Origin of the sequence: Streptomyces roseirectus, from assembly GCF_014489635.1 — a bacterium.
Lineage (GTDB): Bacteria > Actinomycetota > Actinomycetes > Streptomycetales > Streptomycetaceae > Streptomyces > Streptomyces roseirectus.
Window position 1 is genome coordinate 4,568,322 of the sequence record NZ_CP060828.1, and the last position, 23,243, is coordinate 4,591,564.

Below are 23,243 nucleotides of genomic sequence, written 5' to 3' on the forward strand. Positions count from 1 at the left end.
CTAGGCTTGTTTCAAACTTTGAACAAGACCTCATGGCCGAGGCCGGGGAAGGAACCTCCTCCCCCGGCCTCGGGTACTACCTCTCAGGAGCTACGCCCTCCTGCTACTTCACGGTGTCACCGCGTCCGACGGCTTCTGGGCCTGCGGCACGAAGGCCAGCGCGTCCCAGGCGATCGCCGCGTCACCCGTGCCGTCGGCCGTGGCCGAGCTGAGCGAGACACTGGGGGTGCCGCGGAACTCGTACGACCCGAGGGAGAGCCAGGTGTTCTTGCCCCCGGTGTCCTGCGAGACCGTCTTCTCCACGACCGTGCCGTCACCGAGGTCGATGCGGTACGTCGCCGAGGGGGTGTCCGCCTGGTGGTCGGGCAGGTGGACGAGGACCCGGGCCCAGCCCTTGAGGGTGCGGTCGGGGGTCCAGGTGCCGGTGACGACCGAGTCGGTGTAGGTCGGCACCCGGGTGTGGGTGAACCAGAAGTGCCCGCCGAACCCGGCGCCGAGCTGATGGAAGTCGATCTTCGAGGGGTAGACCGTCGCCCCGTTCTGCTCGGCCGAGCCGAAGGTGAACGTCAGCGTGCCCCGGCTGACCCAGTTCCGTTCGCCCGCGCAGGGGTTGGCGGAGCCGACGCGGAACTTCACGGTGTTCGGGACGTCGTCGACGATCAGCGCGTTCGGCGGCAGGGTGGAGGCGCAGGCCGCCGGGTGGACCGGCGTGGCCTTCGGCTCCGGGTCGGTCGCCTCATACTTGAGTACTTCGGTACCACAGGTCGTCGCGCAGTCCGTCCAGCTCACCGGCTGGTGCCACCAGCACTTGAACGAGTCGAGCTGGCAGGGGCCGGTCGGCTGGCTGGAGCCGGGCGCCTTACGGGGCTTGGTGACGTCGCAGTCGTTGCCGGCGGGGGTGCAGAACGCGTCGTGCGGCGGCTGCGCGGCGGGCGCGCCGCCGTCCGGCCAGGAGCCGACGGTGAACTGGGCGACGGGCTTGCCGGTCTGCGGGTCGTTCTTCTGCAGGGAGTACGCCGCCCAGCCCATCACCCTCTCGGGGTAGGTCCACAGGTTGGGAGTACGGGAGTCCTCGTACCCCGAGGAGAGGAACATCTTGCGGTCCGCCGGGTAGAGCCCGTTGGCCGGGTTGTTGAACCAGCCCAGCCCCCAGGGGGCGGCGCTGTCCGTCGGACTCGGCTGGTTGAAACCGCTGTTGTACGCCCAGAGCGCGAACCACCAGTTCTCCAGGTAGCGCGCGTCGCCGCCGTTGACGAGCACGCCCTTGTCGTACAGCTGGTTCCACTTGTCCTGGAGGATCCGCAGCCCGGCCGCGATGTTCGCCGCGTAGTCGACGGTGATCGCCTTCTGCTGCTCGGCGGTGAAGGTCGTCGTGTCCGACTTCGCCATGCCACTGGTCACCTGCGAGATGCCGTAACCGCAGTCGGCACCGGCCCAGTTGACGGTGTGGACGCTGCCGCCGTTGCCGTAGTAGCCGCCCTGCGTGAAGTTGCCGCTCTCCCCGGCGGACGCCCTCGGCGTGGCCTGCACCAGGTTGGACTCCTGGGCGAGGACGCCGAGCATGATCTGCGCCGGAACCCGGCCGCCGCCCTTGAGTTCGAGCGGCGGGAACATGCCCTGCGGGGTGTACGAGGCGAGGTCGGTGCCGTTCCAGCCCTTGCGGCGGCGGACGTCGAGCTTGCCCTGGACGGCGAGGTCGGTGGCCCACTCGGCCATGTCCGCGGACGGCTGGAGCGACTGGAGGTGCGGGTCGTTGCGGGTGACCGCGCAGGCCCGGTCCGGATCGGTCGTGGTGTGCGCCGGGTCGTCGCCGGAGGTCTGCGCGGACGCCGCCCCGGTGCCGACGGGTTCGGCGCGGACGCTGTTGGTGTGCACACCGGCGTCGCCGGTGCGCGCACCGGCGTCCGAACTGCCGCTGTTCGCACGGGACTTGGTTTCGCGCAGGGCCGGTGACTGCGCCGACCCCTGCTCCTGCCGGAGCGCGTCGGGCTTCACCCGGAACGCGAAGTCGGCACCGGTGCCGGGGACGAGGGCGTCGATGCCGACGGGCTGCGCGGTACCGGCGTCCGGGATCGCGCCCGACGGCTTGGCGCCCGCCGCCTCGGTGCCGCTGCCCACTCCGATCAGGGCGAGAGCACCGGTGGTGGAGACCTCGGCCGACGCGGGCACGTCGTCCAGAGCGCGCCAACTCTTCGGCAGGGACGCCGACTTGAGCTTCTTGTCCGCGTCCTCGCCGGTGACGAAGACCCGGCCGCCGGTGCCCCGTACGGCGAGGGTGCCGAGCGCGCCGGAACCAAGCAGTTGGTCGGTTCCGGTGGAGGTCACGCGGCGGACCTGAACTGCCTTGTCCCCGGCGGGCACTTGGTAGGCGAGCCCGGTCTGCGCGTCCGGCACCAGCCGGAACGGCGTGCCGCCGGTCTTCGCGAGCGTACGGACGTCGCCCTTGCCGTCCACCGAGACGACGGAGTCGCCGGCCGAGGCCGCGATGCCGCCCGCGAAGGGCACGGCGGAGGTCAACTGCCCTGCGACGGTCTGCTTCTTGACGAGCGTGCCGCGTCCGGCGTCGACGGTCAGCAGCTGGGTGTCGTTGCCCTGCGGCCGGGTCAGCACGGCCTGTTCGCCGTCGCCGCAGCCGGGGTTGAAGTAGGCGAGGGAGACCAGTTCGGGGAGCTTGGTCACGGCGCCGTCGGTCAGGTCGACCACGGCGGCGAACGCGCCTTCCTGGAAGCCCTGTTGGTCGTTGGCGGCCTGGCGGGGCGCGTAGACGACGACCGCCTTGTCGCCCGAACCGGTCACGCAGGTCTGGCCGATCCACTGGTCGGTCTCGATGCCGGGCTCGGACAGGGTGGCGGCGGTGCGCCAGGCGTAGCGCTTGGCGGAGTCGGCGACGAGGACGTGGAAGCCGGTCGCGTCACCGTCGAAGGTGACCATCCGGTCGTCCGACTTCCGCCAGCCGGAGGGGAGTTGGGAGGTGTCGGTGACCAGGTCCGACGGCGTGGCACCGTCGGACGACGACGGGCCGCTCAGCGTCGCCGAGGCGAGCGGCGCGACGATCGCCGTGGCCAGCACGGACATCGCACCGGCCGCCGCTATCCGTCCCCGCCTGCTTTTCGGCACCCAGCGGTGCCTTCCTCCTGATTTTTCACGAGAGACGCGCAAGGGTATTCCGTTTCCGTCCAGATGCGTCACGCATCGGCGAAGGTCTGGTGGCCGCTCAGCGCACTGGCCGGGGCCAATGAAACGGAAGTTATCAGTCCACTATGACCGCATCGCGCCCGCCGATTGCCTTACCGGACGGTATCCACGAAACATCCACGCACCGGAAAGAAGTATTTCCAAAACCATGAACAAAGGGCATGAACAAAGGGCCGGTGACCACTCATCCGCCGTCCTCGAAGCGGTAGCCCATGCCGGGTTCGGTGATCAGGTGGCGGGGGTGGGCGGGGTCGGCTTCGAGTTTCCGGCGCAGCTGGGCCATGTAGACCCGTAGGTAATTGGTCTTGTTGGTCCGGGAGATCCCCCACACCTCCTGGAGGAGGTACTTCTGGGTGACGAGCCGGCCGGGGCGGGTGACGAGGAGTTCCAGCAGGTGCCACTCGGTCGGCGTAAGCCTCACGTCCCGCCCCTCCCGTACGACCTTCTTCGCGAGGAGGTCGATGGTGAAGGCGTCCGTCTCCACCCGGGTGGACTCGGGAGCCAGCGGCATCTCCTCCGTACGGCGGACGGCGGCCCGCAGCCGGGCGAGGAGTTCGTCCATGCTGAACGGCTTGACGACATAGTCGTCCGCCCCCGCGTCCAGGGCCGCGACCTTGTCCTGCGAGGAGTGGCGGGCCGAGAGGACCAGGACCGGTACGCGGGTCCAGCCGCGCAGGGCCCTGACGACCTCGACGCCGTCCATGTCCGGCAGCCCGAGGTCGAGGAGGACGACGTCGGGCTGCCGGGCGGCGGCGAGCCGCAGGGCCGTGGTGCCGTCGGGGGCGGCGTCGACGTCGTAGCGCCGCGCCCGCAGGTTGAGTACGAGGGCTCGGACGAGCTGTGGGTCGTCCTCGACCACCAGCACCCGCGTCATCTCAGTGCCACTTCCTCACTGCCGGGCCACAAGTGCCTTGAGAGCGATGTTGAGTTGGAGGACGTTGACCCGGGGGTCACCGATGAAGCCGAGGGTGCGGCCCTCGGTGTGCTCCTCGACCAGCTTCTCCACCGCCGCGACCGGCAGGTGGTTCTTCAACGCGACGCGGTGCACCTGGAGTTGGGCGTAGGCCGGGGAGATGTCCGGGTCGAGTCCGGAGGCGGAGGAGGTGACGGCGTCGGCGGGGACGTCGGACGGCCGCACCGCGAAGCCCGGCACCGAGTTGTCCGCGACGACCTTCGCCTTGGCGTCCTCGACCTGCTTGATCAGCGTCCTGCTGTCGGCGGCGAGGTTCGTGGCGCCCGAAAGCAGCAGCTTGTACTGGGTGTTGACGGAGTTCTCGCCGAGGCCGTTCGCCGGGCGGGGCTGGAACCAGTCGAGGCTGTAGCCCTGTTGGCCGATGAGGGACGAACCCACCACCTTCCCTTGGGACTTGACCTCGGAGCCGTTCGCCTTGCCGTGGAAGGCGACTTGGGCGATGCCGGTCACCACCAGCGGGTAGAGCACGCCGGTCACCAGGGTCAGGACGAGCAGGGCGCGCAGCCCCGCCGCGAGCAGACGGGCCGTGTTCGTCACGGAGTTGTTCATGGTTCACCCGATCCCGGGGATCAACGAGAGGAGCAGGTCGATGAGTTTGATGCCGATGAACGGCGCGATCAGCCCGCCGAGTCCGTAGACCGTCAGGTTGCGGCGCAGCAACTTGTCGGCGCTGACGGGCCGGTAGCGCACGCCCTTCAGGGAGAGCGGCACGAGCGCGATGATGATCAGCGCGTTGAAGATGACGGCCGACAGGATCGCGGAGTTCGGCGAGGACAGGTCCATGATGTTGAGCTTGTCCAGGCCCGGGTAGACGGCCGCGAACAGCGCCGGGATGATCGCGAAGTACTTCGCGACGTCGTTGGCGATCGAGAACGTCGTCAACGCGCCCCGGGTGATGAGGAGTTGCTTGCCGATCTCGACGATCTCGATGAGCTTGGTCGGGTCGGAGTCGAGGTCGACCATGTTGCCGGCCTCCTTCGCGGCCGACGTCCCCGTGTTCATCGCGACGCCGACGTCCGCCTGGGCGAGCGCGGGGGCGTCGTTGGTGCCGTCGCCGGTCATCGCGACCAGCTTGCCGCCCGCCTGCTCGCGCTTGATCAGCGCCATCTTGTCCTCGGGCGTGGCCTCGGCGAGGAAGTCGTCCACCCCGGCCTCCTCGGCGATCGCCTTGGCGGTCAGCGGGTTGTCGCCCGTGATCATCACGGTCCTGATGCCCATCCGGCGCAGTTCCTCGAACCGCTCCCGCATCCCGTCCTTGACGACGTCCTTGAGATGGATGACGCCCAACACCCGTGCGCCGTGGGTGTCTTCGACGGCGACGAGGAGCGGGGTACCGCCGGCCTGGGAGATCCGGTCGGTCAACTCCTGGGTGTCGGCGGCGACTTCGCCACCCTGTTCACGAACCCAGGCGACGACGGAGGCCGTTGCCCCCTTGCGCACCTTGCGGCCGTCCAGATCGACACCCGACATACGGGTCTGCGCCGTGAACGCGATCCACTCGGCGTGGCTCAACTCCCCCTGGTGGCGCTCCCGCAGGCCGTACTTCTCCTTGGCGAGGACGACGATGGAGCGCCCCTCGGGGGTCTCGTCGGCCAGCGACGACAGCTGGGCGGCGTCGGCGACCTCGGCCTCGGTCGTCCCGCGCACCGGCACGAACTCCGCCGCCCTGCGGTTGCCGTAGGTGATGGTGCCGGTCTTGTCGAGCAGCAGCGTCGAGACGTCCCCGGCGGCCTCAACCGCCCTGCCGGACATGGCGAGTACGTTGCGCTGGACGAGCCGGTCCATGCCCGCGATGCCGATCGCGGAGAGCAGGGCGCCGATGGTCGTGGGGATGAGGCAGACCAGCAGGGCGACCAGCACGACCATCGTCAGGTGCGTACCGGCGTAGGTCGCGAACGGCGGCAGCGTCGCGCAAGCGAGCAAGAAGACGATGGTCAGCGAGGCGAGCAGGATGTTCAGCGCGATCTCGTTGGGCGTCTTCTGCCGGGCCGCGCCCTCGACGAGGTTGATCATCCGGTCGATGAAGGTCTCGCCGGGCTTCGTCGTGATCTTGATGACGATCCGGTCGGAGAGCACCTTCGTCCCGCCCGTGACGGCGGACCGGTCACCGCCCGACTCCCGGATGACGGGGGCGGATTCACCGGTGATGGCCGACTCGTCGACCGAGGCGACCCCCTCGACGACGTCGCCGTCACCGGGGATGACGTCGCCCGCCTCGCAGACGACGAGATCGCCGATCTTCAGCTCCGTGCCCGGGACTTGGGTCCCGTCGACCTTGCGCGCGACCGTGTCGATCTTGGCCTTGCGCAGCGTGTCCGCCTGCGCCTTGCCGCGTCCCTCGGCGACGGCCTCCGCGAGGTTGGCGAAGACGACGGTCAGCCACAGCCAGCCGCTGATCGTCCAACCGAACCAGTCCGTGGGGTCCTTGAAGGAGAAGACGGTCGTCAGGACCGAGCCGATCCACACCACGAACATCACGGGCGACTTGACCATCACCCGCGGATCGAGCTTGCGGAACGCCTCCGGCAGCGACTTGAGCAACTGCTTGGGGTCGAACAGCCCTGTGCCTGCCCGGCCTTGACCGGAGTCCCGGCCGCTCGGGGTGTCCTGGTGGGGTGCGAGGGCGGTGGTGGACATCGCGTCCTCTTGGTCCATCGCGTCCTCGTGGTCCTTCGTGCGAGTCGTCATGACGCCAGCCCCTCCGCCAGCGGTCCCAGCGCCAGCGCCGGGAAGTAGGTCAGCCCCGTGATGATCAGGATCGCGCCCACCAACAGGCCGGTGAACAAGGGCTTTTCGGTGCGCAGGGTGCCCGCCGTCGCCGGTACGGGGCGCTGCTCGGCGAGCGAGCCGGCCAGCGCCAGCACGAACACCATCGGCAGGAACCGCCCAAGTGCCATGGCCAGCGCGGTCGTTGTGTTGTACCAGTCGGTGTTGGCGTTGAGTCCGGCGAACGCGGAGCCGTTGTTGTTCGCGGCCGACGTGAACGCGTACAGCACCTCGGAGAAGCCGTGCGCACCGGAGTTGAGCATCGAATGCGGCGGCGTCGACAGGGACATCGACACGCCCGTGAACACCAGCACCAGCGCCGGGGTGACGAGGATGTAGCAGGCGGCGAGCTTGATCTCGCGGGCGCCGATCTTCTTGCCCAGGTACTCGGGCGTCCGCCCGACCATGAGCCCGGCGATGAACACCGCGATGACCGCCATGATCAGCATGCCGTACAGGCCCGAGCCGGTGCCGCCGGGCGCGATCTCGCCGAGCATCATGCCGAGCATCGTGATGCCGCCGCCGAGGCCGGTGAAGGAGGAGTGGAAGGAGTCGACGGCGCCGGTCGAGGTGAGCGTCGTCGACACCGCGAAGAGCGACGAGCCGCCGATTCCGAACCGCACCTCCTTGCCCTCCATCGCCCCGCCCGCCAGCTCCAACGCGGGCCCGTGGTGGGCGAATTCGGTCCACATCATCAGCGCGACGAACCCGAGCCAGATCGAGGCCATCGTCGCGAGGATCGCGTACCCCTGCCGCACCGAGCCGACCATGACGCCGAACGTGCGGGTCAGGGAGAACGGGATGACCAGGATCAGGAAGATCTCGAAGAGGTTGGTGAACGGCGTCGGATTCTCGTACGGATGCGCCGAGTTGGCGTTGAAGTAGCCGCCGCCGTTGGTGCCGAGCTCCTTGATGGCCTCCTGCGAGGCGACCGCCCCGCCGTTCCACTGCCGCGAGCCCCCCATGAACTGACCGACCTCGTGGATGCCGGAGAAGTTCTGGATCACCCCGCAGGCGACCAGGACGACGGCCGCGAGCGCCGCGCCGGGCACCAGGATGCGGACGGTGCCGCGCACCAAGTCGGCCCAGAAGTTGCCCAGTTCACCGGTGCGCGAGCGCGCGAATCCGCGGACGAGGGCGACCGCGACCGCGATGCCGACGGCCGCCGAGACGAAGTTCTGCACGGCGAGCCCGGCCGTCTGCACGACGTGCCCCATGGTCTGCTCGCCGTAGTACGACTGCCAGTTGGTGTTCGTCACGAACGAGACGGCCGTGTTGAACGCCTGCGCCGGGTTCACCGAGTCGAAGCCCAGCGAGCCGGGCAGGACGCCCTGGAGCCGCTGCAGCAGGTACAGGAACAGCACGCCGACGGCCGAGAAGGCGAGCACCCCGCGCAGGTACGCGGGCCACGTCATCTGGGTGTCGGGGTTCGCGCCGATGCCCCGGTAGATCCAGCGTTCCACCCTCCAGTGCCGGCCGGTGGAGTACACCTTGGCCATGTAGTTCCCGAGAGGGATGTAGGAGAGCGCCAGCGCGCCTATGAGTGCGAGGAGTTGCAGGACTCCCGCGAGTACGGGACCCACGCTCTCAGAACCTCTCCGGGAAGATCAGGGCGAGGACGAGATAGCCCAGCAGGGCGACGGCCACGATCAGGCCGACGATGTTCTCGGCGGTCACAGCTTCGCCACCCCCTTGGCGACGAGAGCCACCAGCGCGAACACCGCGATCGTGGTGACGACGAAGGCCAGGTCGGCCATCGCTAGCTCCTGAGAAGGATCGAACGCATCCGCAAGCGGATCGGACGCCTTCGAGGAAACCTCCCGGGGCGGCCGGTGCCGACCCTTCTTGACGGGTCCCATACGGCACCGGAGGGACCTTTGACGGGTCCCTTACGGGGGGTACGGGGATTACGGGGGGGGCACGGATCACGGGGGTGTCCCGCAAGGACCACGGGGGGTGTCCCGCAAGGGCCACGGGGGCGCCCCGCAAGGGCCGCAACCCCTACGGGACACCCCCGTCATACCCGGGGCCCGGTCTTACCCCCGCGCGGCCCGCAGCAGCTCCGCCGCCTCCCGCGCCACCCCGGGCGCCGCCAGCAGCAGCGGCGTGTCGTACGCGGGCAGCTCGGGCAGGGCCACGGCACCGGCCTCGGTCGCGATGAGCAGGGCGGGGAGGCCGTCGATCGGGTGGAACTCGCCGATCGCGGCAGCGCTCGCACGGCCCGCCGCGACCTGGGCCAGGGAGAGGGCGGTGGAGCCCATGACGCGGACCGTGCAGTGCCGCTCGGCGAGCGCCGCGAGGAGGGCGTCGAGGCCGGTCCAGTGCCGGTGCGCGGCCCACTCGGTCATGAAGACGTGACCCGTCAGGGTCGTGTGCGGGGCGGCCGTCAGGGGCGCGCCGTCGAGGAACGCGCCCCTGCCCCTGATCGCGGTGAAGACCTCGCCCCGCCAGGGGTCGGCGACCACGCCGAGCAGCGGACTGCCGTCCGGCGCGGCGAGCCCCAGGGAGAAGGAGCACCAGCCGAGGCCGTGCGCGTAGTTCGTGGTGCCGTCGATGGGGTCGATCAGCCAGTGCGGGGCGTCGGGGACGCCGTCCGTCGTCCCGTACTCCTCGCCGACGATCCCGTACTCGGGGAACGCGTCGGTGAGGACTTCACGGACGTGCGCCTCGACCTCCTCGTCCCGGTCGGTGACGATGTCCGCCGGGCCCTCCTTCTGGCGTACCTCCTGAGGACGAGGCCGGCGGATCACCTCCGACGCCCAGTACGCCAGCTCCGTCGCGACCTCCATGGCCGCGTCGAGGTCCACCTCGTCACGCACAGCTCTTCACCACGCCTTCCACGTCGTTGCTGATGATCGCGTCCACGCCCCAGGAGATCAGTTCTTCCCGCCGGACGGCGTCGTCCACCGTCCAGCAGCTCACCTTGATGCCCCGGTCGTGCCATACCCGTACCTCCTGAGAGCTCAGGAACCGGTGCTCGGGGTTGTAGTACTGGGGGCGTACGGCGGTGAGGACCGACTCGGCCGGGGGTTCGGCGCCGTACCAGCTCAGGAAGAGGGTGACGTGGTCGTCGCGCGCGCGGACGGCGGCCATCGCCTCCGCCGAGCCGCAGAACATGGCGCCGGCGCCGGCGATCTCCGCGAGGGCGGCGACCGCCAGCTCGGGGTCCCCGGTGTCGAGGAGCAGCGGGCGGGCGGCCGTCTCCAGGGCCTCGGCGAGGGTGGGGACGTCGGGGGCGAGGGCGCGCAGCGCGGACAGGGTGAGGTCGGCGACGCGCTCGGGGCGGCCCCACAGGCGGGTCAGGTCGTCGTCGTGGTGCAGGACGAGGACACCATCGGCGGTACGCCTCAGGTCCACCTCGATCGCGTCGGCCCCGGCGGCGCCCGCGAGGCGGATCGCCGCGAGCGTGTTCTCGACGGCGCCTCGGGGGTCGCCCCGGTGGGCGACGGCGAGGAGGCTCATGCGGCGGCGCCGTGGCCGTCGTACGACGCGGGGGCTTCACCCTTGGGTAGGTCGTCCCTGGGTACGTCGCCCTCAGGTACGTCACCCTCGGGTACGTCACTCCCGAGTACGTCACCCCTGGGTACGTCGTACGCCAGCGCGCGCCCGGCCGAGACCAGGACCCGCTCCCCCACCCCCGGCGTAACCCCGGTGAGGTACGACCTGAGGGTTACCCCTCCGGTATCCAGCCGCAGGACCACCTCGGTGAAGTGGCCCCTGGGAAGTACCCGGGTGACTACCGCGGAGCCACCCCCCTCGGCCCCCGACCGTGTCTCCCCCGGCAGCGTCTCCCCCAGCCGTACCTCCTCCGGCCGTATCCCGACCACCTTGCCCGCGCCCGCCGGACCCACCACCTCCGCGCACCGCAGCAGCACCGTCCCGTCGGCGAGGCGCACCTCGCCCTGGCCGACGGTGACATCGTCGAGCCGGTTGAGGCTGCCGACGAACTCGGCGGTGAAGAGGGTCGCGGGGGTGCGGTAGAGGTCGTCGGGGGCGGCGTACTGCTCGATGCGGCCCGCGTTCATGACGGCGATGCGGTCGGCGACGCTCAGGGCCTCGTCCTGGTCGTGGGTGACGAACAGGGTGGTGATGCCCAGGCGTTGCTGGATGTCGCGGATCTCCTCGCGGACGCGCTCGCGCAGTTTGGCGTCCAGGTTGGACAACGGCTCGTCCAGCAGGAGGAGTTGGGGCCGGAGTGCCAACGCCCGGGCGAGCGCGGTGCGTTGCTGTTCGCCGCCGGAGATGCGGGCCGGGTAGCTGTCGGCGTGGTGGGTGAGGCCGACCAGGTCGAGCGCTTCGGCGACGCGCCGCGCCGCCTCGGCCTTGGGGACCTTGTGCATCTTGAGCCCGAAGCCGACGTTGCCCGCGACGGTCATGTGCGGCCAGAGGGCGTAGTTCTGGAACACCATGGCGGTGGGCCGTCGTTCGGGCGGGACGGCCGCGTAGTCGGTGCCGCCGATCTCGACGCGTCCGGCGTCGGGGGTCAGAAATCCCGCCGCCATGCGGAGAGTTGTGGTCTTGCCGCAGCCGGAGGGGCCGAGCAGGCAGACCATCTCGCCGGGCTCCACCCGCAGTTCGAGGCCGTCGACGATCGTCCGGCCGCCGAGTGTCTTGCTGAGACCAGCCAGAACCAGCCCTGAATTCATCGCAGTTGGAACCCTTCGGCGAGATGGCCGCCCATGATGTGCCGGCGCACGCCGAACAGCAGGACCACGGACGGGACGGACAGCAGGAGCGAGAAGACGGCCGCGACGCCCTCGGGGTAGTTGGTGACCATGCTGAACATCGCGGTCGGCATGGTCAGGTAGACCGGCGCGCCGACCAGCAGCGTGCCCTGGGCCTCGTCGAACGCGGCGAGGAAGGAGAGGATCACCGCGACGAGGATGCCGGGGCGGGCGATCGGCAGGGTCACGCGCCAGAACACGGTCAGTGGACCCGCGCCCGCGTCCCGGGCGGCCTCCTCCAGGCTGCGCGGCACCGAGGAGAACGCGGCGGCGGGCAGCCACGTCATGAAGACGACGGTGCCGAGGAGTTGGACGATGACGACGCCCCAGAACGTCGTCATCAGGTTCAGCGTGTAGAAGAGCGACGCCATCGCGACGTACAGGCCGATCTTCGGGAACGCGTTCACCGAGAACAGCGCGACGAGGAAGAAGCGGCGGCCGGGGAAGTCGAAGCGGGAGAACGCGTACGCGGCGGGCAGGCAGACGACGGCGGACAGCAGCGTCGCTACCGGCGCGAAGACGAAGCTCCAGCGCACCGCCGCGACCAGGTCGGGGTTGTCGGCGACGGCCCGCCACCAGCGCAGCGTCCACTCCTGCGGGAGGAGCCCGGGGTAGCGCCAGGTGCCGGCGAAGGCGTGCGGGAAGAGCCACAGCAGCGGGCCGAGGACGAAGAGGGCGAGCAGCCCGACTCCCAGGCAGACGGCGGCTTTTCGGAGGATGCGTACGGTCATCGCGCCGCCGCCTTCCTGGCCTCGCGGACGTTCGCCCGGACGTAGGCGACGCCGACCAGCGACGCCAGCGCGAACACGACGACCGCCATCACCAGGGACTGCTGGGGCTGGTTGTAGGACTGGAAGGTGTTCGCGAGCTGCACCCCGAGCATCGTCGGGGCCGTAGGACCTACGAGGTAGGGGACGGTGTAGCTCCCGAGTACGGAGATGGTGGTGAACGCGGCCGTGATCACGGCCGGGACGCCCGCCATCGGGAGCAGTACCCGTAGTACCACCTGCGTACGGCCCGCCCCCGCGTCCCGGGCCGCCTCGATCAGGGCGTCCGGTACGGCGGCGAGCCCGGAGGACAGCACGAGGACCGCGAACGGCAGATTGGTCCACACCTGGCCGATCACCACGCCCCACATCGTGTAGCTGAGGCGGGGCGCGTGGCTCCAGCCCAGCGCGTGGGCGAGGGTGGTGAGGGCGCCGTCGCCCGCGTAGAAGGTGAGGATCGCGTACGAGCCGATCACCGCCGGCAGGAAGAGCGGGGTGATCGACAGCGCCGTGACGATCTTCGCCGTCCGCCCGCCGGTGAGGCGCGCGTACAGGGCGACGGTCAGCGCCAGCGCGAACACGGCGACGACGCTCAGCAGGGTGACCTCGACCGTGACGGTCAGGCTGCGCAGGAAGACGTCGCTGGTCAGGACCTCGCGGTAGGCGCCGAGGGTGCCCCACCAGTGATCGGCGGCGTGCTGGTGCAGGCCGATCGCGGCGACGACGGAGTTGAGCCCGCCGAAGTGGCCGAGCGTGTAGAGGACACCGGAGACGACGGGGACGCCGACGAAGAGGGCGACCAGGAGAAGCGGCGGGAGGACCAACAGGCCGCCGGGGCGCGGGAGTTGACGCGGCGCGCCGACACCGTCGCGCTGACGTCCCAAGTCACCGTCAGGGTGCGGACGTTGGCGCAGCGCGCCGTCTCCTCGTCCCGTCTTGCCGACCCGTACGCGTTGCGCGAGGCTCACTGGCCGGGGACCTTCTGCTGCCACAGGTTGTTCATGTCGTTGGCGGTCTTGCCGGAGTACCCGGGGCGCAGCTTGGTGACGTCGACTCCCGTGAAGCGGGCGGCCGTTGACTTGGGCAGCTCGGTCAGCGGGATCACCGGGTAGGCGGCGAGGTTCTTGACGATCGCGTCCTGCTGGGCCGCCTCCAGGAAGAAGTCGGCGAGTTTCAGCGCGGCCTTCTGCTTGCCGCCGCCCTTGGGGACGCCGATGTAGGAGGCGCCGCCGGTGAAGGTCGGGGAGGAGATCTGGGTGAACTTCACGGTCGAGCCGAGCGTGTGGTTCTGCACCGCCGAGAGGTACATGTCGGACCAGACGGGCGCGAGGGAGATCTGCCTCTTGGCGAGCAGGTCGAGGACGGCCTGGTTGCCGTTGGGGTAGACCCCCTTACCGTAGACGTACGGGTTTAGCCCCCGTAGCTCCTTGAACCCCGAGTCCCACTGGGACTCCAGGGACGCGTCGTACCCGGTCTGGAAGGTCTTCAGGGTCGCCGGGGCGAGGTGGCGGTCGAGCGTCGTCTCGACGAACGATCCGCCGGAACCACCGGTCGAGGGGCTGTTGTAGGCGAACTCTCCGGGGTGACCCTTGATCCAGGCCACGAGGTCGTCGTAGGTCTTCGGCGGGGTCTTCACCTTGGTGGAGTCGTACGCGAGTACTACGGAGGATCCCCGATAGGGCACGGCCGCGTTGTTCACCGGACCGAGGAGACTCTGATCCACCTTGGCCAGCTGAGGGACATTCGCCGGTGACACCGTTGTCAGCAGGCCCGCCGCTGCCGCGTCCGGCGTGATGGACGACTCGATGACGTCGTACCCGGCGTCCCGCTTCGTCTTCGCGGCGGCCTGGAGCTTCGCGAGCGTCGCGGCGTCGGCGACACCGTGCGCGGAGTAGACGACCTTGACCTCGTAGCCGGGGTTCGCCTTCTCGAAGGCCGGGACGACGATGTCCTGCCACAGCGTCTGGATGTTCGTGTCCCCGCCGACGTACGCGGTGAGGTGGCGGTCCGAACCGCCGCTCGCCGACGCCGACGAACACGCCGAGGCGACGAGAGCGAGCCCTCCGGCACACAGGACGGCGAGCGCCGTGCGCGTGGAGCGGGCGGATATCCGGTGGGGCATGGTGGGGCTCCGGGCAATCGAGAGGAAGGGTGCGTTCCGCACGATAAGCACCCCGGCTCGGCGGGCGCAGGAACCTCCGGATGAACCCGCAGTGACGCCTGGAGAGCCATTTCCTGTCACCTTAAGACCCTTTTGCCCGACTCTTACCTGAGGCGCTGGGCGATCATCCCTTAGCACGACAGCCGCCCCCGCGCAGGAGAAAAGCGGCAACGCTCGCGTCGTTCGGGGACGCCGCCCTACCGTTGCGGGCGCAGGAAGTTCACCGGTCTCGCGGGAGTTCGGCCATGGATGATCGTGCGGAGGCGTCGGATCCGTCGAGGGTGATGGCGGCGCGGGAGGTGGACGGCAGGCTCGCGGCGATGGGGCGGGCGGTGGGGGTGCTGCTGGGGGAATGGGAGGGCGTGGAGCGGAAGTTGGCGGAGTTGAGCGAGCTGAACGAGGGGCGCATCAAGCGGGCGCAGTCCGCGGGGAAGACGTTCTCTCCGTTCGAGGCCGAGGCCGTGCTGGACGAGGTGCGGTGGAAGCTCACGCTGGACAGCGCGAAGGGATACGGCGACGCGGCGCGGGACTTCGCGTGCTGGTGGGTCGACGCGGCCGTGGCGGCGTGGCGTTCGGCCGCGCTGGGGACGCCGTTGACGCACGCGGACTGGGCGGCGGTCACCCCGCGCACGGTGCCCTTCGAGGAGGAGGTCACGCCCCCGTCCCGGCACGACGATGACGACGAACAGGCGGACCGTTTCCTGGAGTTGGACGTCCTTGTCAGTCCCGACACCGGGGAGCCGGAGGGGCGGCGCCTGTGGGGGGACCTCTGGGTCGAGCACCGCATGCCGGCCCTCCCCGCCGCCGAGGAGGCGGACCGTCTCCTCGCCCGCACGCCTGAGCCGTCCGCCTCCCGGCTGAAGAACGCGTTCGCCGCGGTCGCCGAGTCGGCCACGGCCCGGAACCGGATCGACGAACTGGAGGAGAAGGAGGGCCCCTGGGCTCCCGCCGAGATCGCCGAGTACGACCGACTCGACGCCCTCTTCGACGAGTTGACCCATCGCCTCGCCGAGTACGCGCGCGTCCTCACGGAGGCGGTGCCGCAGGTACGCGCGGCGAACACCTGAACCGACGCCAGCCGCAGGGGAGTTGAGGGCGCCCGAACTGCCGTTCCCAGTAGGGGACTTCCAGTTCAGGCACCCTCGCCCGGGTTCACCCGGCCTGCGGATGCAGCAGCCGCGCCAGCAGGTCGTCCAGGGTGACCAGCCCCGTGAGCCTGCCCTGCGCGTCCCGGACGACCGCCAACGTCGCCCGGCGGCGCCGGAGTTGTTCGATCGCCTCGGCGACGGTGTGCCCGGGGGCCAGTTCGGGGACCGGGCGGGAGAGGTCGCGCGCGGTGGTCGCGCGGTGGCGGGAGCGGGCGACCAGGGCGTCACGGGCGTGCACCGAGCCGACGACCGTGTCGCCGTCGCGCACCAGGAGGCGGCTGCGGTCGTGGGCGGTGGTGAGGGCGAGGATCGCCTCGACGCCCGCGTCCGCCGGGACCGAGGTGATGCGGTCGGCGGGCACCTGGAGTTCCACGACCGGGACCTGAGGCTCCGTCAGGGAGTTGGTGATCAGCTCGGAGTCGTCCTTGCTGATCAGGCCGAGCCGTTCCGACTCCTCGACCAGGTGGGCCAGTTGCTCCCGGTTGTGGACCGAGGCCAGCTCGTCGCGCGGGGTGACCCGGCACAGCCGGACCAGTGCGTTGCTCATCGCGTTGAGGACGCGGATCAGCGGGCGGACGGCCTTCACCACGGCCCGGAACACCGGGGACAGCAGCATCGCCGAGCGCTCGGGGTGGGCGATCGCCCAGGATTTCGGGGCCATTTCGCCGACGACCATGTGCAGGAAGACGACCAGGATCATCGCCACGGCGAACGCGACGCCGTAGCTGAGCGCGCTCGGCAGGCCCAAGTCGTGCAGGAGCGGATCGAGTTCGTGGGAGATCGCCGGTTTCGACACCGAGCCGAGTCCCAACGTGCACACGGTGATGCCCAGTTGGGCGCCCGCCAGCATCAACGACAATTCCCGCATGCCCGCCAGGGCCGCGCCCGCGCCACGTTTCCCTTCCGCCGCCGCCTTCTCCATGCGGTGGCGTTTGGCCGCCACCAGCGCGAATTCGGCGGCGACGAAGAAGCCGCTGCCCACGAGCAACACCAGGGTCACGAAGAGCGCCATCGGGAAACTCATGCGGAGCGCACCTCCAGACGGACCCGCTCGGGCACGTGCCGGTCGAGCGTACGGACGTCGACGGTCACCGAACTCCCGTCCGCCAACGCGATGTTCAGGCTGTCCCCGACCGTCGGGAAGCGGCCCAGCCGGTCGACGATCAGACCCGCGACGGTGTCGTAGTCCTCCTCCTCGGGGAGGTGGACGCCGGTGGCCTCGGCGACCTCGTCGAGGCGGCGGCCCGCGTCGACGAGCCAGCCGGTGCCGTCCGGGACGGCGATCTCGGTGATGCGGTCGCTCTCGTCGGCGATGTCGCCGACCAGTTCCTCCGCGATGTCCTCGTAGGTGACGATGCCCGCGACACCGCCGTGTTCGTCGAGGACGACCGCGAACTCGTCGTCGCCCGTGCGCATCTGCTCGACGGCATCGGGAAGCGGAAGCGTGTCCGGCAGGAGCAGCGGGCGGCGGGCGGCCGTCCCCGCGTCCGTCGTGCCGAACTCCCCTGCGGGCAGGGCCATCAGCTCCCGTACGCCCAGCACGCCCGCGACGTCGTCGGGGTGGTCGCCGAGCACCGGGTAGTTGGAGTGGCCGTGCTTGGCGACGAGTTCGACCGCCTCGGCGAGGGTCGCGTCCTTGCGGACGAAGACGGCGTCGGCGCGCGGGACCATCACCTCGTCGAGCGTGCGCTCGGAGAACTCCAGGGCGTGGTCGAGGAGTTGGGCGGTCGCGCCGGGCAACTCGCCCTGTTCCCTGGACTCTCCGATGAGATGGCCCAGCTCCTCCAGGGTCGCGCCGTGGTGAAGCTCCTCCACCGGCTCGATGCCGACCTTGCGCAGCAGTTTGTTGGCGGCGCCGTCGAAGACACGCACCACGGGGCCGACGACCTTCAGGTACGTCAGGGTCGAGCCGGCCAGCGCCTTCGCGAGCCGTTCGGGCACCGCGATGGCGAGGTTCTTCGGCGCCAGCTCGCCGATCACCATCTGGACGACGGTCGCGAGCACGAAGGCGAGAACGACCGAGATGCCGCCGACCGCGCCCTCGGGGACGCCGACGTCGGTCAGCAGCGGTTTCAGCAGCGCGGACACCGAGGGTTCGGCGATGAAGCCGACGACCAGACCGGTGACCGTGATGCCGAGCTGGGCGCCGGAGAGCATGAAGGAGAGCCGTTCCAGCACCTTCAGCGCGCGGGTAGCTCTCCGGTCCCCGTTCTCGGCGTCCCTCGCGAGAGCCAGGCGGTCGACGGAGACGTAGGCGAACTCCTGGGCGACGAAGTACCCGGTCCCGAGGGTGAGGAGCAGGACGGCCAGCAGGCCGAGCCATGCTTCAGCGGCGCTCATCGGACACCACCCCGCCGGGCGCCGCGGTCAGTGAGACCCGTAGTACTCAGGTTCTGGCGGGATGGTCGGGGACTGTGCCCCGGGGAGTCCGTCGATCTGGCGGACACGCGTTCACTCCTTGATCGCAGAGGTGTTCACAGAAACGTTCACTCGGGACGTTCACCTTGGCAACGATTGTGGCCGAGACCCGGTTCCCGCGCCTGGCGGAGGACCGGCCCCACCTGCGCGCGCGGAGACACGGAGCGACCGTTTTCGGCCGTTCCCGGCACGCGGGCGCGAAGTGTCCGCCGCGCCCCGCACCACCGACCCTATGCTGCTTCTACGCGAATGTAGAAGGCTCACGTGTGAAGAACTCGCGCGTTCCGGCCCGTGAAGAAGGAGTGGACGCCACGATGGTGTTCAAGCGACTGCTCGGCTCGCTCGGAGTGGGCGGCCCCACGGTCGACACGGTCCTCGACCCGGGTCCCGTCCGTCCCGGCGGGGCCCTTTCCGGTCAGATCCACCTCAAGGGCGGCAGCGCCGACTTCGACGTCGACCACCTCACGCTCGAACTCGTCGCACGGGTGGAGGTGGAGCACGAGGAGGGCGAGAGCGACGGCGTCGTCGTCTTCGACCGGACCGTGGCCGGCGGCGGCTTCCGGCTCGCCGAGGGGGAGACCCGCAGCGTGCCCTTCACCCTGACGCTGCCCTGGGAGACCCCGGTCACCGAGTTGTACGGGCAGCCCCTAGGGGTCGTTCTGGGGGTACGGACCGAGCTGGCGGTGTCCGGCGCCAAGGACAAGGGCGACCTCGACCAGCTCACCGTCACGCCGCTGCCCGCCCAGGAGGCCGTCCTGGAGGCGTTCGGGCAGCTCGGCTTCGGGTTCCGCTCCGCCGACCTGGAGTACGGGCGGATCGGCGGCACGGGGCAGCAGCTCCCCTTCTACCAGGAGATCGAGATCACGCCCCCGCCGCAGTACGCGGGCGCCTTCGAGGAGATCGAGGTGACCTTCCTCGCCGGGCCCTCCGGTGTCGAGGTGGTCCTTGAGGCCGACCGACGCGAGGGTTACTCGGCCGGCTCCTCCGACGTCCTCGGCCGCCATGTGATCGGGCACCAGGACGTACGGGACTGGAACGCCGAGGTCGAGGGGTGGGTCCGGCAGCTCGCGGAGCACCGGGGGTCGTACGGGTACGGGGCCCAGGGGTACGCGGGGCAAGGGGGACCTGAGGGCTACGGGTCGTACGGGGGCCAGGGGGCGTACGGGTCGTACGGGGACCCCGGCAAGCACGACACGTACGGGCACGGCGGCGCCGGTCACGAGGAGCACCGGCGTTCCGGTCCCGGTGTGGGGACGGCGGTCGCGGCCGGGGCGGCCGGGCTCGCGGTCGGTGTCGTGGGCGGGATGGTCGCGGCGGAGGTCGTCGACGAGATCGGCGACTTCTTCGAGGGCGACGACGAAGAGGGCGAGGACTGACATGTTCGGGCTCAGCGAGCTGGCCGTCATCCTGATCGTCGTCATAGCCGTCCTGGCCGCGAAGAAACTGCCCGACCTGGCGCGCTCGGCGGGGAAGTCGGCGCGGATCCTCAAGGCGGAGGCGCGGGCCGCGAAGGAGGAGGGGGCTCAGGTCACCCAGGAGGGTGAGGGGGCGCCTCGGATCGTGCGGGGGGAGGCGGTGCGGCGCGGGGAGGTGCCGCCGGAGCCGGACCAGCGGGCGGCGTCCTGAGGCGGTACCCGTAGTACTTCTGGGGGCGTACCCGTAGTACTTCGGCCGCCGGACACCCCGGCCGGCGCCTCCGTCTCCAGCACTTCAGTCGCCCGCGCCTCGCCCATCTCCATGCTGACGGCGGAGCCTCGACGCGACCTCGTTCTGCTCTGTCTCCCACCAGGGGCGTACCCGGTCCGGCTCTTCGGAGGGACCGGCCGCCCCGCCGGGCCGACCGGCGTCGGCGGCCTGCGCCGATCGTGCCGCCCGCTCCGCCCTGGCCGCCTGTTCCGCGTCGAGGCGGCGGTCGAGCGCCGCCGCCTGGACCCGCTCCGTGCGGGCCCACTGGACGAGGATCGCCAACAGGAAGGGCAGGGCGACGAGTTCGGCGATGCTCAGCATGAGGCCGCCGCCGAGCTGCTGATCGTAGGAGACCCCGGGGGCCCAGTCGGGGTGGTGGTGGAGGTACCAGGCGCCCGCGATGAGGGAGCCGTGCGTCATGACGACGAGGCCCGGTACGGCGTCGATGACACCGTCGAGGAAGACCAGGGCGGCCCTTACGGGATGGGTGCACCAGGAAGGCAGGGTCTCCTCCTTGGTGAGTACGGGTATGACGAAGAGGCAGCCGGCGGCGAGCAGGTTGAGGTACATCAGCTCGTGGAGCCAGCCGTCGCGCAGGGCGGTCGAGAAGTACGGGGTGAAGTAGACGGTCAGCTCGGTGAGCAGGACGAGGGCGGTGCTGACGAGGGGGAACGTCAACGCGCGGACGGCCCGCCCGGTCATCGCCCGCCGGACCCGGCCCGCGCCCCGCTCCGGGAGCGCCGCCAGCGCCAGCCCCAGGGGGTCGCCGAGCGCGAGGCCCAGCGGGGCGACCAGGTCCAGCAGGATGTTCTGGACGGCGGCGGGCCAGAACAGGACGTGGTCGTAGACGGCGAGGCCGGACATCGTGGCGACCAGGAGCGTGCCGAGGCCGAGGACCGCGAACGCTGCCGTCCGCACGAGCGGCCACCGCCCCCGCAGCCGCACCACGCCCCACCCGTAGGCCCCGCCCAGCAGGGCGATCAGCAGCAGCGCCGGGACGTCGAGCTGCCATGCTGTGAGGAAGTGGACGGGGGTGGGGGCGGGCAGGGCGCTCATCAGGGTCGTACCTCTCAGGTATTGCTTCGAGGTAGGACGCTAGTACTGGCTCCGAGGTACGACGCACGAGGGAGGGAAGCCGACTACCCGCCCTTGACCTCGACTTTGCTTGAGGTCGCAGGATGAGCGGCATGACGACAGAGACGACAGAGACGACAGGCACCGAAGCCGCCGACATCCAGGCCATCAAGGAGATCGTCGCCACCGTCCAGCGGACCCAGCGCGCCAAGGACCCGGAAGGGTTCCTCGCGCTGTTCCATCCCGACGCCCTCTGGACGACCGGGCACGGCAAGGTGCTCATCGGGCTCGACGCGATCGCCGAGTTCACGCGCGCCGTGCTGCCCGCGGCGAACTGGGAGGGCGAAGTCACCTACGAGCCCGTGCACATACAGTTCCTGCGGCCCGACGTCGCGGCGGTCAAGGTCCGGCAGGTGTACCGCTCGGCGGAGGAGGAGAGCGAGGGCGCCCCGCTCTACGTCATGACGAAGCGGGGCGACGGGAAGTGGCTGCTGCACGCCTGCCAGAACACCCAGGTGCAGGCCGGTTAGGCCGGCAGGGTCAGGGTCAGTGGCCGCCCTGGGGCTCGAAGCAACCGCCCTCCGGGTAGGGGCCGTTGGCCGACACCTGGAAGTTGGTCCGCTGGACGAACGCGGTGACGCAGGCGTCGTCGTGGACGCGCAGGCCGATCCGCGCGCCCTCGGGGGTGACGTACCGGCCGTTGTCGTAGCGGGAGTTCATCGGCTTGACCTGGAGGGTGCCGCCGAGGGAGTTGCCCTTCGCGTCGAAGTGCTGCTCCTTGTACCCGAGTTGGAGCATCGCCGCGAGGACCGACCGGGGGTCCCACTTCTTCTCCTGCCACAGGCCCTTGAGGACGGGCTCGATGCGGGCGGCCTCGCGCTGGGCGTCCTTCTCGCTCGCGGGGGACATCTCGCCGGCGATGCGGAAGCCGTTGTTCTCGCGGTAGTGGGGTGCGCCGTCGTGGGAGCCGGGCTCCACGTAGGCGGGGGCCGGAGGGGTGGTGGGGGTGGGGCCGGGAGTACTAGGGGTGCTAGGGGTATCAGGGGTACGAGAGGACGGAGTAGCCCCTACGGCCGACGTACCTCCGGACTCCCCCGCCGTCGCGTGCTCCTTGCCGCACGCGCCGAGCGTCAGTGCGGTGACGGCGATCAAGGCCGCCGCCGCAGCGCCCTTCCTCATGTTTCCTTCCGGCATGTGGACCTCCCCCGTGACAGGCGGGACTCACGATAGGTGCCGTGTCCCGCGTTGTCGTGAGTATGCGGGCTCATTCCCGGGGCCGGTCCCGCGGCCCCTCGTTCTCCAGCAGGTCCCTGAGGCGGGCCAGGTCGGCGGCGACCGTCTCGGCGTCCTTGGCGAACTCGGCGTCGGTGGTGCCTGGTGGGCGGCGCAGGGTGAAGACGAGTTCGCACCGGTCGTCCCCGTAGGGGATGACCCTGATGGGGTTGTGGACGGTCTCTCCCGTAGGGAAGGTCACGTAGTGGTCGAGGACGCCGAGGTCGTTCTCGGGGGTGAAGGTGACGGTGACACGGCCGAGGAGGCCGGAGTGGGCGACCCAGGCGCCGTCCACCTGTTCGACGGTGTCGCCGAGGCCGTGGGCCCAGGCGGGGAGGTGGGTGGGCTCGGCGGTGTAGCGGTAGACGAACGCGGCGGGACGGGCGATGCGGACGGTCAGGTGCAGCGTCTCGGTGTCGGTCATGCGTCGAACGTAGCGACCGGGCGGGGCCGGGGTCTTGAAGGAATCGGCCGGGAAACCGGACATGGCCGGGAACCGACGGATTAACTTCTACGTTCCTGTAGAAGATGTAGTCAGGCAACGGTAGGGCGGCCGGGAGCGGGCGCCCCTGGTTTTTGGAGTGTTCATGGCCCTGTGGGACCGCATCAAGGACTCCGCATCGCAGATGCAGACGCAGTTGGTCGCGAAGAAGAACGACCTCAAGAGCGGGGCGTTCCGGGACGCGAGCATGGCCATGTGCGCGCTGGTCGCGGCGGCGGACGGCCACATCGACCCGGCGGAGCGTCAGCGGGTCGCCCAACTCATCGCGAACAACGAGGTGTTGGCGAACTTCCCGGCGGACGATCTGCGCCGGCGGTTCGAGGAGAACCTCACCAGGCTCACCACCGACTTCGACTTCGGCAAGGTCAGCGTCCTCCAGGAGATCGCCAAGGCCAAGAAGAAGCCGGCCGAGGCCCGCGCCGTCATCCAGATCGGCATCGTCATCGGCGGCGCCGACGGCGACTTCGACAAGGACGAGCAGGCGGTCGTCCGCGAGGCGTGCTACACCCTCGATCTGCCGCCGCACGAGTTCGACCTCTGAGCACGCCTTCCGGGCA

At 70.2% G+C, this 23,243-nt stretch carries 23 protein-coding genes; 5 read left to right on the forward strand and 18 right to left on the reverse strand.

Translation table 11 applies throughout. From position 1 onward, the window contains the following. Nucleotides 1-108: 108 nt before the first annotated feature. The 13 genes from IAG44_RS18880 to IAG44_RS18940 all read right to left on the reverse strand — a co-directional run bounded on the left by IAG44_RS18880 (nt 109) and on the right by IAG44_RS18940 (nt 14,547). On the reverse strand, nt 109-3,117 hold the full coding sequence (locus IAG44_RS18880; RefSeq protein ID WP_246561861.1) for a golvesin C-terminal-like domain-containing protein: 3,009 nt from the start codon (nt 3,115-3,117) through the stop codon (nt 109-111). A 262-nt stretch (nt 3,118-3,379) separates the two neighbouring features. After that, nucleotides 3,380-4,069, reverse strand: a complete 690-nt coding sequence (locus IAG44_RS18885; protein ID WP_187748267.1) for a response regulator — start codon at nt 4,067-4,069, stop codon at nt 3,380-3,382. Nucleotides 4,070-4,084: 15 nt separating this feature from the next. After that, nucleotides 4,085-4,717 carry a potassium-transporting ATPase subunit C gene (locus tag IAG44_RS18890; protein WP_187748268.1) on the reverse strand — a complete coding sequence of 211 codons (633 nt, stop codon included), beginning with the start codon at nt 4,715-4,717 and terminating at the stop codon, nt 4,085-4,087. 3 nt (nt 4,718-4,720) lie between these two features. Then, complete coding sequence (gene kdpB, locus IAG44_RS18895) at nt 4,721-6,856, reverse strand: potassium-transporting ATPase subunit KdpB (protein WP_187748269.1); 2,136 nt, start codon at nt 6,854-6,856, stop codon at nt 4,721-4,723. After that, nucleotides 6,853-8,517 carry a potassium-transporting ATPase subunit KdpA gene (gene kdpA, locus IAG44_RS18900; RefSeq protein WP_187748270.1) on the reverse strand — a complete coding sequence of 555 codons (1,665 nt, stop codon included), beginning with the start codon at nt 8,515-8,517 and terminating at the stop codon, nt 6,853-6,855. The genes kdpB and kdpA overlap by 4 nt, the downstream gene beginning before the upstream one ends. Before the next feature lie 4 nt (nt 8,518-8,521). Further along, nucleotides 8,522-8,611: a K(+)-transporting ATPase subunit F gene (gene kdpF, locus IAG44_RS18905; protein ID WP_037659531.1), complete on the reverse strand. Its 90-nt coding sequence runs from the start codon at nt 8,609-8,611 to the stop codon at nt 8,522-8,524. After that, entirely contained in the window at nt 8,608-8,793 is a 186-nt protein-coding gene (locus IAG44_RS18910; protein WP_187753146.1) for a hypothetical protein, read from the reverse strand. Before IAG44_RS18910 ends, kdpF begins: the two co-directional genes overlap by 4 nt. Nucleotides 8,794-8,970: 177 nt before the next feature. Then, complete coding sequence (locus tag IAG44_RS18915) at nt 8,971-9,753, reverse strand: inositol monophosphatase family protein (RefSeq protein WP_246561864.1); 783 nt, start codon at nt 9,751-9,753, stop codon at nt 8,971-8,973. Beyond that, on the reverse strand, nt 9,746-10,396 hold the full coding sequence (locus tag IAG44_RS18920) for a glycerophosphodiester phosphodiesterase (protein ID WP_187748271.1): 651 nt from the start codon (nt 10,394-10,396) through the stop codon (nt 9,746-9,748). The genes IAG44_RS18915 and IAG44_RS18920 overlap by 8 nt, the downstream gene beginning before the upstream one ends. Then, nucleotides 10,393-11,580: an ABC transporter ATP-binding protein gene (locus IAG44_RS18925; protein ID WP_246561867.1), complete on the reverse strand. Its 1,188-nt coding sequence runs from the start codon at nt 11,578-11,580 to the stop codon at nt 10,393-10,395. Before IAG44_RS18925 ends, IAG44_RS18920 begins: the two co-directional genes overlap by 4 nt. Continuing rightward, the gene (locus IAG44_RS18930) at nt 11,577-12,389 is read right to left on the reverse strand and encodes an ABC transporter permease (RefSeq protein ID WP_187748272.1); all 813 of its coding nucleotides are present in this window, start codon (nt 12,387-12,389) and stop codon (nt 11,577-11,579) included. Before IAG44_RS18930 ends, IAG44_RS18925 begins: the two co-directional genes overlap by 4 nt. Further along, nucleotides 12,386-13,309 carry an ABC transporter permease gene (locus tag IAG44_RS18935; RefSeq protein ID WP_246561869.1) on the reverse strand — a complete coding sequence of 308 codons (924 nt, stop codon included), beginning with the start codon at nt 13,307-13,309 and terminating at the stop codon, nt 12,386-12,388. Before IAG44_RS18935 ends, IAG44_RS18930 begins: the two co-directional genes overlap by 4 nt. Nucleotides 13,310-13,389: 80 nt before the next feature. Then, nucleotides 13,390-14,547 carry an extracellular solute-binding protein gene (locus IAG44_RS18940; protein WP_187748273.1) on the reverse strand — a complete coding sequence of 386 codons (1,158 nt, stop codon included), beginning with the start codon at nt 14,545-14,547 and terminating at the stop codon, nt 13,390-13,392. Between the two features lie 284 nt (nt 14,548-14,831). On the opposite strand from IAG44_RS18940, the gene IAG44_RS18945 reads away from it, so the two are divergent. Beyond that, nucleotides 14,832-15,653, forward strand: a complete 822-nt coding sequence (locus tag IAG44_RS18945) for a hypothetical protein (protein ID WP_187748274.1) — start codon at nt 14,832-14,834, stop codon at nt 15,651-15,653. A gap of 85 nt (nt 15,654-15,738) precedes the next feature. Here the strand turns inward: IAG44_RS18945 and IAG44_RS18950 are convergent, their stop codons facing one another. Continuing rightward, entirely contained in the window at nt 15,739-16,758 is a 1,020-nt protein-coding gene (locus IAG44_RS18950) for a hemolysin family protein (RefSeq protein WP_187748275.1), read from the reverse strand. Continuing rightward, complete coding sequence (locus IAG44_RS18955; RefSeq protein ID WP_187748276.1) at nt 16,755-18,074, reverse strand: hemolysin family protein; 1,320 nt, start codon at nt 18,072-18,074, stop codon at nt 16,755-16,757. Before IAG44_RS18955 ends, IAG44_RS18950 begins: the two co-directional genes overlap by 4 nt. A gap of 392 nt (nt 18,075-18,466) precedes the next feature. Between IAG44_RS18955 and IAG44_RS18960 the strand changes: the two genes are divergently transcribed. Together IAG44_RS18960 and IAG44_RS18965 are read left to right on the forward strand one after the other, a co-directional pair. Further along, the gene (locus IAG44_RS18960) at nt 18,467-19,528 is read left to right on the forward strand and encodes a sporulation protein (RefSeq protein WP_187748277.1); all 1,062 of its coding nucleotides are present in this window, start codon (nt 18,467-18,469) and stop codon (nt 19,526-19,528) included. A 1-nt stretch (nt 19,529) separates the two neighbouring features. Continuing rightward, complete coding sequence (locus IAG44_RS18965) at nt 19,530-19,778, forward strand: twin-arginine translocase TatA/TatE family subunit (RefSeq protein ID WP_187748278.1); 249 nt, start codon at nt 19,530-19,532, stop codon at nt 19,776-19,778. An 84-nt stretch (nt 19,779-19,862) separates the two neighbouring features. On the opposite strand, the gene IAG44_RS18970 is transcribed toward IAG44_RS18965, so the two are convergent. Then, the gene (locus IAG44_RS18970; RefSeq protein WP_187748279.1) at nt 19,863-20,894 is read right to left on the reverse strand and encodes a cytochrome c oxidase assembly protein; all 1,032 of its coding nucleotides are present in this window, start codon (nt 20,892-20,894) and stop codon (nt 19,863-19,865) included. 131 nt (nt 20,895-21,025) lie between these two features. Here IAG44_RS18970 and IAG44_RS18975 point away from each other — a divergent pair, with 131 nt between their 5' ends. Beyond that, complete coding sequence (locus IAG44_RS18975; protein WP_187748280.1) at nt 21,026-21,442, forward strand: SgcJ/EcaC family oxidoreductase; 417 nt, start codon at nt 21,026-21,028, stop codon at nt 21,440-21,442. A gap of 16 nt (nt 21,443-21,458) precedes the next feature. On the opposite strand, the gene IAG44_RS18980 is transcribed toward IAG44_RS18975, so the two are convergent. Then, nucleotides 21,459-22,091: a hypothetical protein gene (locus tag IAG44_RS18980; protein WP_246561870.1), complete on the reverse strand. Its 633-nt coding sequence runs from the start codon at nt 22,089-22,091 to the stop codon at nt 21,459-21,461. A gap of 85 nt (nt 22,092-22,176) precedes the next feature. After that, nucleotides 22,177-22,608 (reverse strand): SRPBCC family protein, encoded by a 432-nt coding sequence (locus tag IAG44_RS18985; RefSeq protein ID WP_187748282.1) that lies wholly within the window; start codon nt 22,606-22,608, stop codon nt 22,177-22,179. 163 nt (nt 22,609-22,771) lie between these two features. Between IAG44_RS18985 and IAG44_RS18990 the strand changes: the two genes are divergently transcribed. Beyond that, nucleotides 22,772-23,227, forward strand: coding sequence for a tellurite resistance TerB family protein (locus IAG44_RS18990; protein ID WP_187748283.1), 456 nt, complete (start codon nt 22,772-22,774; stop codon nt 23,225-23,227). Nucleotides 23,228-23,243: the final 16 nt, after the last annotated feature.